Origin of the sequence: Flavobacterium sp. (assembly GCF_003525665.1) — a bacterium.
Taxonomy (GTDB): Bacteria; Bacteroidota; Bacteroidia; order Flavobacteriales; family Flavobacteriaceae; genus Flavobacterium.
In genome coordinates this window covers 8,233-10,308 of sequence record NZ_DQDX01000086.1, presented here as the reverse complement: position 1 = coordinate 10,308, position 2,076 = coordinate 8,233, and the positions used below count along the sequence as shown (strand labels likewise).

Annotated in this window: 3 protein-coding genes; all 3 read right to left on the bottom strand. The window is 31.7% G+C overall.

Annotated elements, in window-relative coordinates; all coding sequences use genetic code 11:
• Nucleotides 1-303: hypothetical protein (locus tag DIU01_RS06405; protein ID WP_290832646.1), on the bottom strand; the 303-nt coding region annotated here is incomplete at its 3' end.
• A gap of 52 nt (nt 304-355) precedes the next feature.
• Nucleotides 356-1,159: an SDR family oxidoreductase gene (locus DIU01_RS06400; protein WP_290832644.1), complete on the bottom strand. Its 804-nt coding sequence runs from the start codon at nt 1,157-1,159 to the stop codon at nt 356-358.
• A 94-nt stretch (nt 1,160-1,253) separates the two neighbouring features.
• On the bottom strand, nt 1,254-2,076 hold an 823-nt coding region (locus DIU01_RS06395), incomplete at its 5' end, for an enolase C-terminal domain-like protein (protein ID WP_290832642.1).

Below are 2,076 nucleotides of genomic sequence, written 5' to 3'. Positions count from 1 at the left end.
TTCATAAGCATATCCCTCAATTTCACCTTCTCCACTTAATTTATTTCCATTCTCATCTTTCAATTCATACATTTCCTGAATACCTCCGATTGAAGCGCAGCCATCAAGTCCTAATAGAATACTATAAAAAACATCTGTGAAAGAACTGTCTAATATCTTATTTAATATTACTTCCTGATCATCACTAAGATTAAGTGACTTTATTAATTTTCCAACTTCAGTTTCAGGATTATTATTAATATAAATATTTAAAATATTTTGTTTTTCCTCGTAAAATGCTTTTACAAATTCTTCTGCATTCATGTTATTAAGTTGTTATTATACTTTTTTTATAAGTTTTCCTAATTACTAAAAACTAAAGTTTATAATGATTCATCAACATTTTTTCATACACTTTATCAGGAAGAATTCGTTTTAAAACAATAGAAAACTTCTGCATAAAAGCGCCAATTTTATAATGAATTTTCGGATTTGGAGTTTGGATAATCTTATAAATTGCTTCTGCCATTTCGTTCGGATTACTTCCAGAATCAACGTGTTCATCCATCGTTTTCAAAGTATTTCCATACGGAATTTCATAAGCCGAACCTTTTATCAATGGCGCATGAAAACGTCCTGCAGCAATATTGGTAGCAAAATCACCTGGAGCGACATTAGTAATATGAATTCCGAATGATTTTACTTCCATTCGTAACGCTTCGGTAATTAATTCTAAAGCGCCTTTGGAAGCCGAATAAATGCCACGATATGGTAATCCCATATAACCAGCAATAGAAGTTATATTGATTATCAAACCCGATTTTTGAGAACGCATTTGTGGCAAAACCGATTTCATCACTTCAATTGGTCCAAATAAATTGGTTTCAAAATTATTCCTGATTTCCTCGGTCGGAATTTCCTCTATTGGACCAGTAATTCCAACGCCAGCATTATTAATTACTACATCTATCCTACCCGATTTTGAAATAACTTCTTGAACTGCTGTTTGAATACTTTCTTTATTTCTAACATCCAAAGCAATCAAAGGAAAAACCGAACCTTGAATTCGCTCAGGTTTTCTACTTGTTCCATAAACTATAAATCCTTTAGCATGAAGAAATTCTCCAATAGATTTTCCTATTCCAGATGATCCGCCAGTTATTAATACTACTTTACTCATATTTTAAGTTTAGAATATAGAGAAAAGAATAGAGAAAATAGTCCGTTTGCAATAACATCGATTTTCTTATTCTAATTTTTTTTGTTGTGCAAAATTAAACTAATTGTATGCCCAAACCCGATTTGTTCGATAATTTTATAAGTCCGTTTTCAACAATGCAACCTTTGGCAATGTCATTTGCAATAAGATTTGCTCCATCCAAATCGGCAAAATCGCACAATGGCGCCAAATTTGCTCCAGCAGAAATTCCAATCGTAGATTCGGTCATACAACCAATCATTATTTTGAAATTTAACTTTCTAGCTTCTGTAATTAATTCTAATGCTGGAGTTAATCCGCCACATTTCACTAATTTGATGTTGATGCTTTTGTAATGTGATTGCAATTTTACCAAATCTAAAATCGAGTGACAATCTTCATCAGCCATCCAATTTGCGGAAGCACTAGCATTTAATATTTTATAATTCTCATAACCAGTTTGCATCGGTTGTTCCAAATAACTGAATTTTGAAAATTCTGAGTTATCCTGAATTAAAAGACAATCATCATTGGTAAAACTTGCGTTAGAATCTAGTGCAATGTTGTAATCCAAATTCAATAAGGATTGAACCGAATTGGCATCATAATGATTGCATTTCACCTTAAACTTATTCCAAGTTGAAGTTTGAATTTTCTTAATCTGATTTTCAATTTTATCAACACTAATAGTAATGGAAGATTCTGGAAGTTGATTGATTTGTATCGAATTTAACTCTGCAAACGACTTGTTTTCCAGTTTCCCAAATAAATCCCAATAAGCACAATCTAATGCCGAACGCAAGAAGCTATGCAAGTTTAAAGTTAATAAAAACTGATAAAATTCGATAGGATGAACGATTTTCTGAGTTTCAATTTGAGTTTGAATCAACTCTAAATGG